A 14,156-nucleotide genomic window follows, 5' to 3' on the forward strand; every position below is an offset into this window, starting at 1 on the left:
GTCAGTGGTACGTGGGGCGCTCCGGCAGCTCGACCGGGGTGCGTTGGCCGGTGCCCTGGGCCTGTACGCCGGCCGCGCAGACGGCCGCCGCCGCGTACCCGTCCCAACAGCCGGGGCCCTCGACGGTGCCGCGGCGGGTGGCGTCCACCCAGCGCTGCACCTGGCGGTCGTAGGCGTCCGCGAAGCGCACCACGAAGTCCTGCGGGATCGTGCCGCCCCACTGACCCGCCGCCTGGGTGAAGAGGCCGGTCTCGTCGCCGGTGCGGGCGGTGCCGCGCTCGCCGACCGCCTCGCAGCGCACCTGGTAGCCGAAGCCGCAGTTGGCGAAGATCTCGACGTCGACGACGGCGCCGCCGGAGGTCTCGAAGAGGACGAGTTGGGGATCGCCGAGGTGGTCGGGGGCGGCCGACGAGGGCGCGGGGCGAAGGACGGTGACCGCGGTGATCTCCTGGTCGAGCAGCCAGCGGGTGGTGTCGATCTCGTGCACCACCGAGTCGTTGATCAGCATCTGGGTGGTGAAGCCGGGCGGTGTGGCGACGTTGCGGTGCTGGCAGTGCAGCATCAGCGGCCGGCCGATGGCGCCGCCGTCGATGGCCGCCTTCAGCCGCTGGAAGCCGGCGTCGTACCGGCGCATGAAGCCGACCTGGATGCGCCGCCGGCCGAGCCGCTGTTCGGCCTCCAGGACGCGCAGTGCCCCGGCCGGGTCGGGCGTGAGCGGCTTCTCGCACAGCACGGGCAGGTCCAGGTCGAGCGCCTGGAGCAGCGCCGCCTCGTGGGCCGGCCCGGGCGAGGCGATGAGCACTGCGTCCACCTCGGGCGAGGCCAGGGCCGCGGCGGTCTCGGTGTACGCGGCGCAGCCCTCGATGCGCTCGGCGACGGTCTTGGCCCGTTCCCCGTCGACGTCGACCACGGCGGCGACCCGGGCGCCGCTGGTGACCTCGTCGATGCGGCGGACGTGGTCGGCGCCCATACGGCCGGTGCCGATGACGGCGACCCCGAGGATGCGCTGCTGCGGCATGTGCGGATGCTCCTCTGTGCTGCGGGTGTGCTGCGGGTGTACTGCGTTGCGTACGAGGCCAGTGTGCGGGTGCGGGGGACGCTGCGCGTGTGGGCGGGTGCGTGGGGTGCGCGGCCGGGGCGGGCGGGTGCGGTGCGGGTTTCGGCGCCGGCGGGCCGCGTACGGGCGCGTGCGGGCGCGTACCGAGCGGGTGTGGGCCGGGTACGGGCGGTGCGCCGGCCGCACGCGCCGCACCTGCCCGCACCGGACCCGCCCGCCCCGGACCTGCACGCGCCGCACCCGTACGCCGGCCGTGGGATCAGGCGCCGCAGCCGCGCAGGTAGTGGCGGGTGCGGCGGGCGATGGGGAAGGGCCGGTCGGGTGGGCAGGGGTACATGTCCTGCTCCACGATGGCGAACAGGTCGACGTCCAGCGCCTGGGCGGCGGTGAGGACCGGCTCAAGCGCGGGCACCCCGGTCGGCGGCTCGCACATCACCCCGCGCCGCACCGCGGGCCCGAACGGCACCCCGTCCCTGACCACGTCCGCGAGGATCGCCGGATCGACCTGCTTGAGGTGCAGATAGCCGATGCGTTCGCCGTAGGTCTCGATGAGGCGGACGCTGTCGCCGCCGCAGTACGCGTAGTGGCCGGTGTCCAGGCACAGGTTGACCAGGTCCGGGTCGGTGGCGTCGAGGAAGCGGGCCACGTTGGCCTCGCCGTCGATGTGCGTGTCGGCGTGCGGGTGGACGACGATCTCCAGGCCGTACCGGTCCCGCACCTCGGCCGCCAGCCGCTCGGTGCCGGTGGCCAGGTCGCGCCACTGCTCTACGGTCAGATCCGGGCTCTCGATCAGCTCGGCGGTCTTGTCGTCGCGCCAGAAGGCGGGGATGACGACCAGGTGGCGGGCGCCCAGCGCCTGGGTGAGGGCTGCGACCCGGGAGACCTGCTCCCAGGTGGCGTCCCAGACGGCCGGGCCGCGGTGCAGCGCGGTGAAGACGGTGCCGGCGGAGACCGAGAGGCCGCGCCGGGACGTTTCGTCGGTCAGCCGCGCCGGGTCGGTGGGCAGGTAGCCGTACGGGCCCAGTTCGATCCACGCGTAACCGGCCTCGGCCACCTCGTCCAGGAACCGTTCCCAGGACACCTGTTGGTCGTCGGCCGGGAACCACACGCCCCAGGAGTCGGGCGCCGACCCGACGCGGATGCGGTCCAGGGCGGGGCGCGGGGGCTGGGGGGCGGCCATGGGGCGCTCTCCTCTCGCCGGTCGACGCTGACCGGACCGTGGGGATTCGCGTACGGGGCGGGCGGGGCGGTGGACGGCCTCGCTGGGTAGCTTTCCCGCCGCCCCAGCCACTGTCAAGAGTTCGTCCTGACATAAGGACGTCACGTCAATGTGGTGCGTGGCGGGGTACGTCCGTATGTCAGGACAAAATGTTGACAGGCTGCGTGAGGCGCCGTTAGACCTGTTCCCGCGAGGTGGCGCGGGGTGTGGGGTTCGGGCGGGGTGTCGAGTGGGTCAGTCGCAGTGAGGGCACCGAAGGGGCGAGCATGACGCAGCCGTACGACCTGATCACGATGGGCCGCATCGGAGTCGATGTCTACCCGCTCCAGATCGGCGTGCCGTTGGCGCGCGTCGAAACATTCGGCAAGTTCTTGGGTGGCTCGGCGACCAACGTGGCGGTGGCGGCGGCCCGGCTCGGCCGGACGGCGGCGGTGATCACCCGCACCGGTGATGACCCGTTCGGCGCCTATCTGCACGAGGCGCTCCGCGACTTCGGCGTGGACGACCGCTGGGTGAGCGCGGTGCCGCAGTACCCGACGCCGGTCACCTTCTGCGAGATCTTCCCGCCCGACGACTTCCCGCTCTACTTCTACCGCCAGCCCAAGGCCCCCGACCTGGAGATCCATCCGGACGAACTCGACCTGGACGCGGTACGGGCGGCCCGCATCTTCTGGATGACCGGCACCGGGCTCTGCGCGGAGCCCAGCCGCGCGGCGACGCTCACCGCGCTGGCGGCGCGGTCGGCGGACCGTGGGGTGGGCGGGGGCGCTGGCGGCGGTGCTGGTGGGTTGGGCGCGGGCGGCGGCGCCCCCGGGAGCGCGGACCCGGACGCCGCGACCGGACACGGCCCCAGCCCCACCACCAGCCCCAGCCCCGCCCCCACCCCCACCACCGCCACCGTCTTCGACCTCGACTGGCGGCCGATGTTCTGGGCCGATCCGGACGAGGCCAGGCCGTACTACGCCGAGGCGCTGCGGCACGCCACCGTCGCGGTCGGGAACCTCGCCGAGTGCGAGGTGGCCACCGGTGAGCGCGAGCCGCGGGCCGCGGCGGACGCGCTGTTGGCCGCCGGCGTGGAGCTCGCCGTCGTCAAGCAGGGTCCGGCCGGGGTGCTCGCCGTGCATCGCGACGGCAGCACCGCCGAGGTGCCGCCGGTCCCCGTCGAGGTGGTGAACGGGCTCGGCGCCGGCGACGCGTTCGGCGGCTCGCTCTGCCACGGGCTGCTGGCCGGCTGGGAGTTGGCGCGCATCATGCGGCACGCCAACGCCGCCGGCGCGCTGGTCGCCTCCCGGCTGGCCTGTTCGTCCGCGATGCCCACCGCGGGGGAGGTGGCGGACCTCCTCCAGCGTCAGTGACCCCGCGGGGTGCGACCCGAGGCGGCGGCCGGCCGAGTGGGGGAGCGCCCGCACCTGGCCGGTACGCCCCGCCCCGTGCGCGGTACGCCTCCGCTGGGCGCTGCGACCACGCCGTACTCCCCGCCCGATCTCGTCTCGTATCCGTGCCCGATCTCGTACGACCGCCGTACGGGCACGGGCATGGGCCGACCCACCCGCCCCCCGCACCACCGCCGGGGCTCGTCCTCCCGGCCCCGCCCCCGTCACCACCCCGCCCCACCACCCGTGAGAGTGAGCAGATCCCGTGACTATCCGTATCTCCGACATCGTGAAGGTGCGGACCCGGCATCCCGAGGCCATCGCGGAGGCCGCCGCGCGCCGGGCCAGGCGGCCGTTGGTGGGGGCCAGCGGGCGGCTCATGATCATCGCGGCGGACCATCCGGCGCGCGGCGCGCTCGCCGTCGGCGGCCGGGAGCTCGCCATGGCCAACCGGGTCGAACTCCTCGAACGCCTCTGCCTCGCGCTCTCCAGACCCGGCGTGGACGGGGTGCTCGGCACCGCGGACATCCTGGAGGACCTGCTGCTCATCGGGGCGCTCGAAGGCAAGGTCGCGATGGGTTCGATGAACCGCGGCGGGCTGGCCGGGGCGGCGTTCGAGCTGGACGACCGGTTCACCGGGCACCGTGCCGAGGACCTGGCCCGGCTCGGCTTCGACGCCGGCAAGCTGCTGCTGCGCATCGGCTACGACGATCCGGGTTCGCTGGACACCATGCTGTCGGCCGCCCGCGCCATCGACGCCATGGCGGCCCACCGGCTGCCGGTCTTCGTCGAGCCCTTCATCTCCCGCCGCATCGACGGCAAGATCGGCAACGACCTGAGCGCCGACGCCGTCGCGCACTCCCTCGCCATCGCCTCCGGCCTCGGCGGCACCTCCGCGTACACCTGGCTGAAGGTGCCGGTCACCGCGGAGCCCGAGGACATGGCGCGGGTCATGGAGACCTCCACGCTGCCCGCGGTGCTGCTCGGCGGCGACGTGGGCCGCTCGGCCGCCGACCAGGAGCGGGCGTACGAGCGCTGGCGGCACGCGCTCAAGCTGCCCACGGTGCAGGGGCTGGTGGCCGGCCGTTCGCTGCTGTACCCGGCGGACGGGGACGTGGGCGCCGCGGTGGACACGGCGGTGGGGCTGCTGTGAGCGCGCACCGGGCGACCGCCGCCGGCCGTCCGCCACCGAGTGGCCGCCGGCGGCGGTGGGAGCCCGCGCCCACCCCCGTACGAACGTCGAACGTCGAGCGAAAGACGAGCACATGAGTGTGACGACGCACCGTCAGCCACCCCGTTCCGACGGCCCGAACGGCCTGCACCTGCCGGCCGGCAGTGCGGGGGAGGGGCCCTACGCCCTGGCCGTCGATCCCGAGCGGGCCGGCTGGGGCTACTCCTCGCTGCGCGTGCTGCGCCTCGCGGCCGGCGCGGCGCACGAGTGGGCCACCGGGGACAGCGAGTGGATCGTGCTGCCGCTGGCCGGCGGCTGCACCGTGACCGTCGGGGAGCAGCGGTTCGCCCTGCACGGGCGGCCCGACGTGTTCAGCGGGGTCACCGACTTCGCGTACCTGCCGCGGGACGCAACGGCCCGCGTCGAGAGTGCGGCGGGCGGCCGGTTCGCGCTGGTCGGGGCGCGGTGCGAGCGGGTGCTGCCGGCGCGGTACGGGCCGGCGGCCGGCGTGCCGGTGGAGCTGCGCGGCAGCGGCACCTGTTCGCGTCAGGTCAACAACTTCGCCGCGGCCGGCGTCTTCGACTGCGACCGGCTGATCGCCGTCGAGGTGCTGACCCCCGGCGGCAACTGGTCCTCCTACCCGCCGCACAAGCACGACGAGCACCGCCCCGGCGTGGAGTCGGAGTTGGAGGAGATCTACTACTTCGAGGTCGCCGAGGCGCACGGCACGCCCGGCGTCGGCTACCAGCGGGTGACGCCGTCCGGGCGCGGGAAGGATTCCGACGTGCTCGCCGAGGTCCGCACCGGCGACGCCGTGCTGATCCCCGACGGCTGGCACGGCCCGTCCATCGCCGCCCCCGGCCACGACCTCTACTACCTCAACGTGATGGCGGGCCCCGGCGCCGAACGCGCCTGGCTGATCTGCGACCACCCCGACCACGCCTGGATCCGCGACACGTGGGCCGGGCAGCGGGTCGATCCCCGGCTGCCGCTGTACGGGGCACCGGCCGACGGCCCGGCGGGACCGGCGCCGGGGCCCACCGCGGAAGCCGCCCCGGCCACCTCCGGGACCTCTGCCACTCCGGAGACTCCAGCTACTCCCGGAGCCCCAGCTACTCCCGGAGCCCCAGCTACTCCGGGGGCCCCGGCCACCCCACAAGCCCCGGCCACCCCCGAAGCCTCCGCCACTCCAGAAGGCCCCACCCCACCCCCAGGAGACGCCCGATGAGCACCCGCCGGCTGACCGTCGCCCAGGCCCTGGTCGCCTTCCTGGCCGCGCAGCACACCGAGCGCGACGGCCGCACCCAGCGGCTGATCACCGCCTGCTGGGGCATCTTCGGACACGGCAACGTCGCGGGCGTCGGCCAGGCCCTGCTGGAGTCCGGCACCGACCTGCCCTACCTCCAGGGCCGCAACGAGCAGGCCATGGTGCACGCCGCCGTCGGCTACGCCCGCCAGCGCGACCGGCTCGCCGCGCACGCCGTCACCACCTCGATCGGCCCCGGCGCCACCAACCTGGCCACCGGCGCCGCGCTCGCCACCATCAACCGGCTGCCGGTGCTGCTGCTGCCCGGCGACACCTTCGCCACCCGGCCCGCCGACCCCGTGCTGCAACAGCTCGAAGTCCCGTACGCCGGTGACGTGTCGGTCAACGACGCGCTGCGCCCGCTCTCCCGCTACTTCGACCGCATCGCCCGCCCGGAGGCGCTGGTTCCGGCCGCGCTCCAGGCGATGCGGTTGCTGACCGACCCGGCCGAGACGGGCGCCGTCACCCTCGCCCTTCCGCAGGACGTGCAGGTGGAGGCGTACGACTGGCCGGTGGAGTTCTTCGCCGAACGGGTCTGGCCGGTGCGCCGCCCGGCGCCCGACCCGGCCGAACTCGCCGCGGTGGTACGGGCCGTGCGCGCCGCCCGCCGCCCGCTGCTCATCGCCGGCGGCGGCGTGCACCACAGCGCGGCCGAGGACGCGCTGCGCGCCCTCGTCGACGCCACCGGCATCCCGGTCGTCTCCACCCAGGCCGGCAAGGGCTCGCTGCGCCACGACCACCCGGCCGACCTCGGCGGCGTCGGCCACACCGGCACCGCAGCCGCCAACGACCTGACCCGCACCGCCGACCTGGTCATCGGCGTCGGCACCCGGCTCTCCGACTTCACCACCGCATCCGCCACCCTCTTCGCCGACCCGGCCGTGCGCTTCGTCGGCCTCAACATCGCCGGCGCCGACGCCGCCAAGCTCGCCGCCCTGCCGCTGGTCTGCGACGCCCGCGCCGGCCTGGAGGCGCTCGCCGACGCGCTGCGCGGACACCGCGTCGACGCGGCGTACGCGAACGAGTACGCGGCCGGCAAGGCCCGCTGGGAAGAGGTCGTCGCGCGCGTCTACGCGGCCCCCGACGACGCCAGGCCCACCCAACAGCAGGTGCTCGGCGCGCTCGACGCGGTCGTCGGCGACACCGACGTGGTCCTCAACGCGGCCGGCTCCCTCCCCGGTGACCTGCACAAACTCTGGCGGGCCAGGTCCCGGCGGCAGTACCACCTGGAGTACGGCTACTCCTGCATGGGGTACGAGATCCCGGCCGCCATCGGCGTCAGGCTCGCCGCGCCCGACCGGCCGGTGTGGGCGCTGGTCGGCGACGGCACGTACCTGATGCTGCCCACCGAACTGGTCACCGCGGTGCAGGAGGGCGTCAACATCAACGTCGTACTGATCCAGAACCACGGCTACGCCTCCATCGGCGGGCTCTCTGAAGCGGTGGGCGGCGAGCGGTTCGGCACCGCGTACCGCTTCCGCGCCGCGGACGGCAGCTACACCGGCCCGCCCCTCCCGGTCGACCTGGCCGCCAACGTCGCCAGCCTCGGCGTGCAGGTGCTGCGCGCGGCGACGGTTGGCGAACTGCGCACCGCCCTGGCCGCCGCCCGCGCCTCCGACCAGCCCACATGTGTCTATGTGGAGACCGAAACGGCCGACACAGTGTCCAGCGATCCGGGCACCCATGCGTGGTGGGATGTCCCCGTCGCCGAGGTGGCGACCCGCCCGGCGGCCACCCGGGCCCGGCAGGAGTACGAGCACCGTGCGCAGGCCCGCCGGCGCTACCTGTGACGCGTACGGGTGAGGCGTACGGGTGGTGGGTTTGGGCGGTGCCGCACGAGTGACGCGTAGGGGTGAGGCGTACGAGCGGTGCGTGCGGGTGAGGCGTACGAACAGTGCGTGCGGGTGAGGCGTACGGGGCGTCGCCCGCCCCCGACCGCGGCGCCCCGCCCGCGCCCCGTCTGCCGTCCCAAGGTGTCGCCCCGAAGCGTCGTCCCTACCGTCATCCCACGATGTCGTCTCAGGAGAAAGGTCCCGCTGGTATGCAGACCATCGACCACTGGATCGGCGGCAGGCCCGTCGACGGCACGTCCGGCGCGTACGGGCCGGTGACCGACCCGGCGACCGGTGAGCAGACCGCCTGGGTCGCGTTCGCCTCCGTCGCCGAGGTGGACGCGGCGGTGGCCGCGGCCCGCGCCGCCGCCACCGACTGGGGCACCTCGTCGCTGGCCCGCCGCACCGCGTTCCTCTTCCGCTACCGCGAACTCCTGGACACCCACCGCGAGGAGATCGCCCGGCTGATCACCGCCGAGCACGGCAAGGTGCACGCGGACGCGCTCGGCGAGGTCGCCCGCGGCCTGGAGATCGTCGAACTCGCCTGCGGCATCCCGCAGTTGCTCAAGGGTGAGCTGTCCACCCAGGTCTCCACCCGGGTGGACGTGGCCGCGATCCGGCAGCCGCTGGGCGTGGTGGCCGGCATCGTGCCGTTCAACTTCCCCGCCATGGTGCCGTTGTGGATGTTCCCGCTGGCCATCGCCTGCGGCAACACCTTCGTCCTCAAGCCGAGCGAGAAGGTTCCGTCAGCCGCGTACAAGCTGGCCGAACTCGCCGCCCAGGCCGGCCTGCCGGACGGCGTGCTGAACGTCGTCAACGGCGACCGGGTGGCCGTCGACCGCATCCTGGAGCACCCCGACATCGCCGCGGTCAGCTTCGTCGGCTCCACCCCGGTCGCCCGCCACGTGCACGCGGCCGGCACCGCCAGCGGCAAGCGGGTGCAGGCGCTCGGCGGCGCCAAGAACCACATGCTCGTGCTGCCCGACGCCGACCTGGACGCGGCGGCCGACGCCGCGGTCTCGGCCGCGTACGGCTCGGCCGGCGAGCGCTGCATGGCCATCTCCGCGATCGTCGCGGTCGGCGCCACTGCCGATCCGCTGATCGAGAAGATCGTGGCCCGCGCCGCCAAGATCGAGATCGGCCCGGGCACCTCGCCGACGGCCGAGATGGGCCCGCTGATCACCAAGGCGCACCGGGACCGGGTCGCCGAGTACGTGCGCGCGGCGCCCGCGCAGGGCGCCGACGTGGTCCTCGACGGTACGGGCTTCACGGTCGCGGGCCTTGAGGGCGGCCACTGGCTCGGCCTGTCGCTGCTCGATAGGGTCTCGGTCACCTCGGACGCGTACCGCGACGAGATCTTCGGCCCGGTGCTGAGCGTGTTGCGGGTGGAGAGTTACGAGGAGGGTGTGGCGCTGATCAACGCCTCCCCGTACGGCAACGGCACCGCCATCTTCACCCGGGACGGCGGCGCCGCCCGCCGCTTCCAGTTGGAGGTCCAGGCCGGCATGGTCGGCGTGAACGTGCCGATCCCGGTCCCGGTCGGCTACCACTCCTTCGGCGGCTGGAAGGACTCGATCTTCGGCGACCACCACATCTACGGCAACGACGGCGTGCACTTCTACACCCGCGGCAAGGTGGTCACCACGCGCTGGCCCGACCCCGAGGACGGCGGCGTGGACCTGGGCTTCCCCAGCCACGGGTGAGCTGACGGGGGTGGGGTTGGCCTGGGCCGGCCGGGCTGGGTGGGTTGGGCCTGGGCCGGCCGGGCTGATCGGGGTTGGCCGGGGTTGGTGGGTTGGGCCTGGGCCGGCCGGACTGACGGGGTTGGCCGGGCTGGTCGGGGCTGCCACCGCGCCCTCCGTACCCCCGGACGGCCGTCCCGCGGACGGACCGTCCGGGGTTCGGTTGTCAGTGCCCCGGGTTAGTGTCCCCACGCAAGATCGGCACCGCGCCGACTGACGAGGGGACACGCCATGGGCAGCAAGGCCGACGACAGCGCGCACGAGGGTTTCTCGCCCGAGGAGCGCGCGGCGATGAAGGAACACGCCCAGGAGCTGAAGAAGGCGTCCCGCCGCAGATCCCGCGCCGACAAGGAGGCGGAGGCGGCCCAGGACGTGGTCGACAAGATCGCCGAGATGACCGGCACGGACCGCACCATCGCCGAACGGGTGCACACCATCATCACCACCCAGGCCCCCACCCTGGCTCCCAAGCTCTGGTACGGCATGCCTGCGTACGCGCTGGACGGCAAGGTGCTCTGCTTCTTCCAGAGCGCCGGCAAGTTCAAGTCCCGGTACGCCACGCTGGGCTTCAACGACCCCGCCCAACTGGACGAGGACACCATGTGGCCGACCGCCTTCGCGCTGACCGAGGTGACGGACGAGGTGGCGGACCGCATCGCGGAACTGATCCGCCGGGCGGTGGGCTGAGGGGTCGGCGGGGTTCGCGGGGTCCGCTGGGTTCGCTGCCGCGGGGGGTTCGCGTTTCCTGCCTTTGCTTTTCTGGGTGAGCTTTCTGGGTGAGCTGTTCTGGGGGTGGCTTTTACGCGGGTAATTTCCCGGTACGGGCCGGGGCGCGGGTTCCGCGGGCGCATGGGGTGCCTTGCGTGGAATTCCCGTAGCGGCATTCCTCCGACTGTCTTCGTGGAGACGCGGAGACGCAGAGAAGGGGAGAAGCGGTTTCTCGGTAATCGATACGCGAAATTCGATACGCGGCATTCGATACTCGATAGGGTCGCCGAGGAATTCCGCCCCAGTCCCCCTGCCGTGAGAGTGACGGGCCACCGCGGGGCGGTCGGTGGGCTGATGGTCGTTTCGCGGTGGGGTGGGGGCGCGCCGCGCGGGAGGGACGCTCGCCGGCGCTGGTAGGGGGAGTGCGGCCGGAACATCCACCTCTGGCCCTGATGTGCGAACTATCGCTCATGAACCGAATGCGGGACTTTCTGCGTCCGGAGATGCACCGCTGCTTGCGGTCGCGAGGGCGTGGCGGCGCCCGGCGGCAAGGACACGGGCAGCGGTGGATCGTCCTTCACAGAGGGGAAAGCCCATGATCGCCGATGCCTCAGTCGCCCCCACCGTCCCCGTCACCCCGGCTGCCGCCCACGCCGTGCGGACCGCGCCCGCCCAGGTGGGCGCCTGGCGGTACACCCTGTACCTGCCGCACAGCCCGCTCGCCCCCGGGGTGGCCCGCGCCCTGGTACGGACCGTGCTGCGCGCGCATGGCCCCCTCGCCCTGCTGGACCGCGCTGAGCTGCTGGTTTCCGAGCTGGCCAGCAACGCGTACCGCTATGCGCGCGGTTCGGCTTCGCTCCGCGTGGACTGGCGGGCCGGGGTGCTACGGATCAGCGTGCGCGATACGAGTACCGAACTCCCGCAGCCGCCGGGCCCGGACACCGGTGACCTGTCCCAGGAGAGCGGCAGAGGGATGCGGCTGATCAGCGAGTGCGCCGACGACTGGAGCTGCTACCGGCTCGCGGGGCGCGGCCGGCAGGCGCGTGGAAGCGGCAAGGTCGTGTGGTGCGAGTTGATTGCTTGAGTGCTGCGCGGGCGGGGGTGTGGGGGTGCGGTTGGCCGGGGGAAAGTGGTGGCCCGGGTGAAGGGTGGCCGGGGTGAAAGGTGGGCAGCCGGCGCGGCCCTGCGCCCTCCGCGACGTACGCACCCTCGTGTGGTGATTCACCATTACATGGGCGGAACGACACGATAATGCCGAGAATATCCTTCTTTTGAGTGATAGCAGGCGCCCTATTTCGCTGCCACGATGCCCATGGGTCGCCCGAATTCCGCACCCCTCGCTAGATGGGTGAGAAGGATATCCAGCGGGGTCCGCGGAAGGAATTCAGGGCGGGCGGCCTTCGACTTCGGAAAAGAGAAAGGAAGAAGTCGTGGCATTCAACAATGTCGGTGGCGTCGTGACGCTGGCGGCCGGAGCTCAGACCGGCTGGACGTTCAGCTTCAACGGCGGCGACCGCGGTGCGCAGACGGCCTGGCCGGACGTCAAGCCGTCCGGGAACGGCCCGGCGCACATCGCGTTCAACCACAGCAAGCGCAAGAACGGCAACGGTTTCACCGAGTACGGCGTGGTGATCCGCAACGTCGGCGGCGAGCCCGGCACCCACAACCTCCAAGGAGGTGGCTTCTCATGAAGCTCACGGTTATCACCTCGCAGAGCGGCGAGGTCGTGGCCGTCCAGCAGGGCCACGCGTCGCAGGCGCGTAAGTCAGCGGAGTACGCGGTCATCGTCCCCAGCGAAGGCCAGACGCTGCACGAGGTGGAGGTCCCCGAGGTACACGCCTCCCACAGCCCGCAGGAAATCCTGCGGACGGTGGCGGCCCACCTCGCGCAGTAGCCGCACGGTACGGCGGGGCCGCCCGGTAGGGGCGGGCGGCAGCCCAACCGGTTGAAGCGGCCCCCTGACCACCCCACCCAGCCACAACCGGGTTGGCCAGCCCCGCTCATCCGGATTGCCCCGCTGGTAGGGCTGTTGCGGTGCGGTTCGCCGCAGTGGGCATCAGCACAGGAGTGCCCCCGGTGGGGTGGGTTTTCCGCCGGGGGTGCTTTCTTTTTTGGGGTGGGGCGGGGGCTGGGGTGCTCTGTTTGTGTGTGGGGGCAATGCCGCAGTTGCGTTGCGATCGCACCGAGGGTCGGGGGGCCCTGCTTGCGCGGGGAGCACTGGAACCGGGACCTTGCCCGGAGGAACAAATTCGGAACACCCCCGCTAGCGCGGGGACCACCGTAGGTCTGTGGGGGCGGCACCCGTATGGGTCGGAACACCCCCGCTCACGCGGGGACCACGAGCGCTCGGGTACGTAGGGAGCCCACCACGCCGGAACACCGCCGCTCGCGCGGGGACCACACCATCACCGAGGACGAGCTGCTCGCGCACGTAGGACCACCCCCGCTCGCGCGGGGACCACCGCGACGCCGACTGGTATCAGCTTGACGACGCCGGACCACCCCCGCTCGCGCGGGGACCACAACCCCACGCACAGGATCACGGCCACCATCGGCGGACCACCCCCGCTCGCGCGGGGCTCACTCGGCGTACAGCGTGGTGATCAGCCGACGCACCGGACCACCCCCGCTCGCGCGGGGGCCACCTCCTAGACGTCGACGACCCCAGCCGTGTGATCGGACCACTCCCGCTCGCGCGGGGCTCACGGGTACTGAACTCCCTGGCTGTAAGCGTCACTCGGACCACCCCCGCTCGCGCGGGGCTCACCCTTCCTGAGCTGCGACGTTAGACCGGCTTTGCGCTTACTTGACCATGGGTAGGGCTCATCATCTGTCCATAGTCTCAGGGGTGTGGTGGTGGCGCGGAGCGATTTGGTGGATACGGGCTGGCGCCAGTCTGATGGCATCTCGCGGGCCCTGGCAGGGGCGTATGCCCGGGGCGCCCGCCGCCTCTGACAGGCTGGGTCCATGGTCGATAGTGCAAGCGCAAGCGCAGCCCCGGGCGACGACTGGCCGCTTCGTGCCCGTGAGGCGTTTCTTGACGCGTTGTGGGGCCTGGTGGTCGTTGAGGACGGAGCCTCGGGTGGTGGTCCTGCGCCCTGGCTTGCGGAGGCGTTGGGTGGGTCGTCTGCGGCGGGTGGCTCGTCACTGTCTGCGCGGCCTACTGACGATGCGGAGGCCACTGCCCTGCACCGGGTGTTGGCTTGTGGTGTGGACCCCGATGACCTGACGGACGTGGTGCGCGAGATGCAGCACGAGGTCATCTACAACCTCTGCCAACTCCTCGATGATCCAGGTTTGTTGGGTATCGGGTTGGAGGGCGAGGACCCGCAGCCTCCGGAGTTCCGCTGGCAGCTCGCGGCAACCCGCACTGCCGCCCCCACGGCGTCCGCACCCTTGCATTCTCTCCACACGGCCCTGGACGCCCACGACCCCAGTGGCCGCGAAGGCGACCCCCGCGGTCGGCCCCTCCCCGCCTCTTTGCCGGGTCACCCCGCGTACGTACGCCTGGCAGTGGCCCAAGCCCGGGCGGGTGACCGCATGCAGGCGATCAAGACGTGGCGCGAGGCCACGGGCCTCCCGGCGCGTGAGGCGAAGGTGGCGCTTGACCGGGTTCTGGGTGAGGCGGAGTGAGGCTGGGTGAACGGACCCGAGTAGGCAGGGTCGTTGACGCCCGTGCCGCAGGGGGATGGCTGCCGCCGGCGTTGGTCTGGCTGCCCCGCACGTGCGGGGACCACATTGCTTCCAC

11 protein-coding genes, 1 pseudogene and 1 CRISPR repeat array are annotated in these 14,156 nt (G+C 72.8%); of the genes and pseudogenes, 10 read left to right on the forward strand and 2 right to left on the reverse strand.

Annotated elements, in window-relative coordinates; all coding sequences use genetic code 11:
- Position 1 precedes the first annotated feature (1 nt).
- Together ACMA1D_RS14310 and ACMA1D_RS14315 are read right to left on the reverse strand one after the other, a co-directional pair.
- On the reverse strand, positions 2–1,018 hold the full coding sequence (locus ACMA1D_RS14310; protein ID WP_414724329.1) for a Gfo/Idh/MocA family protein: 1,017 nt from the start codon (positions 1,016–1,018) through the stop codon (positions 2–4).
- A 298-nt stretch (positions 1,019–1,316) separates the two neighbouring features.
- Positions 1,317–2,237 (reverse strand): sugar phosphate isomerase/epimerase family protein, encoded by a 921-nt coding sequence (locus ACMA1D_RS14315; protein WP_414724330.1) that lies wholly within the window; start codon positions 2,235–2,237, stop codon positions 1,317–1,319.
- A gap of 305 nt (positions 2,238–2,542) precedes the next feature.
- Between ACMA1D_RS14315 and ACMA1D_RS14320 the strand changes: the two genes are divergently transcribed.
- From ACMA1D_RS14320 to ACMA1D_RS14365, 10 genes and pseudogenes are all read left to right on the forward strand, one after another.
- Entirely contained in the window at positions 2,543–3,631 is a 1,089-nt protein-coding gene (locus ACMA1D_RS14320) for a 5-dehydro-2-deoxygluconokinase (RefSeq protein ID WP_414724331.1), read from the forward strand.
- 283 nt (positions 3,632–3,914) lie between these two features.
- Entirely contained in the window at positions 3,915–4,802 is an 888-nt protein-coding gene (locus tag ACMA1D_RS14325) for a deoxyribose-phosphate aldolase (RefSeq protein ID WP_414724332.1), read from the forward strand.
- A gap of 112 nt (positions 4,803–4,914) precedes the next feature.
- Positions 4,915–5,844, forward strand: a pseudogene (iolB, locus tag ACMA1D_RS14330) (5-deoxy-glucuronate isomerase); the annotation flags it as partial.
- Between the two features lie 200 nt (positions 5,845–6,044).
- Positions 6,045–7,916 carry a 3D-(3,5/4)-trihydroxycyclohexane-1,2-dione acylhydrolase (decyclizing) gene (iolD, locus tag ACMA1D_RS14335; protein WP_414724333.1) on the forward strand — a complete coding sequence of 624 codons (1,872 nt, stop codon included), beginning with the start codon at positions 6,045–6,047 and terminating at the stop codon, positions 7,914–7,916.
- A 251-nt stretch (positions 7,917–8,167) separates the two neighbouring features.
- A complete protein-coding gene (locus ACMA1D_RS14340; RefSeq protein WP_414724334.1) occupies positions 8,168–9,661 on the forward strand; it encodes a CoA-acylating methylmalonate-semialdehyde dehydrogenase in 1,494 nt (497 codons plus the stop codon).
- 270 nt (positions 9,662–9,931) lie between these two features.
- A complete protein-coding gene (locus tag ACMA1D_RS14345) occupies positions 9,932–10,387 on the forward strand; it encodes an iron chaperone (protein WP_414724335.1) in 456 nt (151 codons plus the stop codon).
- Between the two features lie 616 nt (positions 10,388–11,003).
- A complete protein-coding gene (locus ACMA1D_RS14350) occupies positions 11,004–11,492 on the forward strand; it encodes an ATP-binding protein (RefSeq protein ID WP_414724336.1) in 489 nt (162 codons plus the stop codon).
- Between the two features lie 346 nt (positions 11,493–11,838).
- The gene (locus ACMA1D_RS14355; protein WP_414724337.1) at positions 11,839–12,099 is read left to right on the forward strand and encodes a hypothetical protein; all 261 of its coding nucleotides are present in this window, start codon (positions 11,839–11,841) and stop codon (positions 12,097–12,099) included.
- Positions 12,096–12,302, forward strand: a complete 207-nt coding sequence (locus ACMA1D_RS14360) for a hypothetical protein (protein ID WP_414724338.1) — start codon at positions 12,096–12,098, stop codon at positions 12,300–12,302. The genes ACMA1D_RS14355 and ACMA1D_RS14360 overlap by 4 nt, the downstream gene beginning before the upstream one ends.
- 356 nt (positions 12,303–12,658) lie before the next feature.
- A CRISPR array of direct repeats spans positions 12,659–13,170; the repeat unit is 24 nt; unit sequence CGGACCACCCCCGCTCGCGCGGGG.
- Positions 13,171–13,618: 448 nt separating this feature from the next.
- Positions 13,619–14,041 carry a hypothetical protein gene (locus ACMA1D_RS14365; protein ID WP_414724339.1) on the forward strand — a complete coding sequence of 141 codons (423 nt, stop codon included), beginning with the start codon at positions 13,619–13,621 and terminating at the stop codon, positions 14,039–14,041.
- Positions 14,042–14,156 lie beyond the last annotated feature (115 nt).

The sequence above is a fragment of the Streptomyces sp. 796.1 genome, assembly GCF_047525675.1.
GTDB lineage: Bacteria > Actinomycetota > Actinomycetes > Streptomycetales > Streptomycetaceae > Streptomyces.

Coding starts and splice junctions, on each gene's coding strand:
- ACMA1D_RS14310 (WP_414724329.1), bottom strand. CDS start 1,018: ATGCCGCAGCAGCGCATCCTCGGGGTCGCCGTCATCGGCACCGGCCGT.
- ACMA1D_RS14315 (WP_414724330.1), bottom strand. CDS start 2,237: ATGGCCGCCCCCCAGCCCCCGCGCCCCGCCCTGGACCGCATCCGCGTC.
- ACMA1D_RS14320 (WP_414724331.1), top strand. CDS start 2,543: ATGACGCAGCCGTACGACCTGATCACGATGGGCCGCATCGGAGTCGAT.
- iolD (WP_414724333.1), top strand. CDS start 6,045: ATGAGCACCCGCCGGCTGACCGTCGCCCAGGCCCTGGTCGCCTTCCTG.
- ACMA1D_RS14340 (WP_414724334.1), top strand. CDS start 8,168: ATGCAGACCATCGACCACTGGATCGGCGGCAGGCCCGTCGACGGCACG.
- ACMA1D_RS14345 (WP_414724335.1), top strand. CDS start 9,932: ATGGGCAGCAAGGCCGACGACAGCGCGCACGAGGGTTTCTCGCCCGAG.
- ACMA1D_RS14350 (WP_414724336.1), top strand. CDS start 11,004: ATGATCGCCGATGCCTCAGTCGCCCCCACCGTCCCCGTCACCCCGGCT.
- ACMA1D_RS14360 (WP_414724338.1), top strand. CDS start 12,096: ATGAAGCTCACGGTTATCACCTCGCAGAGCGGCGAGGTCGTGGCCGTC.